The following is a 567-nucleotide window of genomic DNA, read 5'->3' as shown; positions in this document are numbered from 1 at the left end:
GGGCCGCGGCGGCGCGCCGGACGGCGCGGCGCGGCGCGGCGGGCGGGAGGGCGGCGAGTCGGTGCCCTGCTCATGCCCTCCGTGTAGCGCGGCCGAGCCGGCGCAGCAGCAGCGCATTCGTCACCACCGAGACCGAGGAGAGCGCCATCGCCGCCCCGGCGATCACCGGGGTGAGGACGCCGAGCGCGGCGAGCGGGATCGCGGCGATGTTGTAGACGAAGGCGAAGGCGAGGTTCTCGCGGATCTTGCGCAAGGTCGCCCGCGCGATGCGGATCGCCTCGGGAACGAGGCGCGGATCGTCGCGCATCAGCGCGATCCCGGCGGTCTTCAGCGCCGCGTCGGTGCCGCCGCCGATCGCGATGCCGAGATCGGCCGCGGCGAGCGCGGGCGCGTCGTTCACGCCGTCGCCCACCATCGCCACGGTGCGTCCTTCGCGCCTGAGCGCGGCGACGCGGTCCGCCTTGTCCTCCGGGCTCGCCTCGGCCTCGACGCGGGCGATGCCGAGGGCGGCGGCCACCGCGCGCGCGGGCGCCTCGGCGTCGCCGGTCAGCAGCACCGGTTCGAGCC

The 567-nt window shown here is 77.1% G+C and carries 1 protein-coding gene; it reads right to left on the bottom strand.

Features of this window, described 5'->3' with window-relative positions; all coding sequences use genetic code 11:
* Positions 1 to 70: 70 nt before the first annotated feature.
* Positions 71 to 567, bottom strand: a 497-nt coding sequence (locus tag FK498_RS18975; protein ID WP_141857283.1) for an HAD-IC family P-type ATPase, incomplete at its 5' end; no start/stop codon positions are given.

This window comes from Elioraea sp. Yellowstone (assembly GCF_006704265.1).
In the GTDB taxonomy this organism is placed as follows: Bacteria; Pseudomonadota; Alphaproteobacteria; order Acetobacterales; family Acetobacteraceae; genus Elioraea.
The sequence above is the reverse complement of the archived record's forward strand: the minus strand, read 5'-3'. Positions and strand labels throughout refer to the sequence as shown.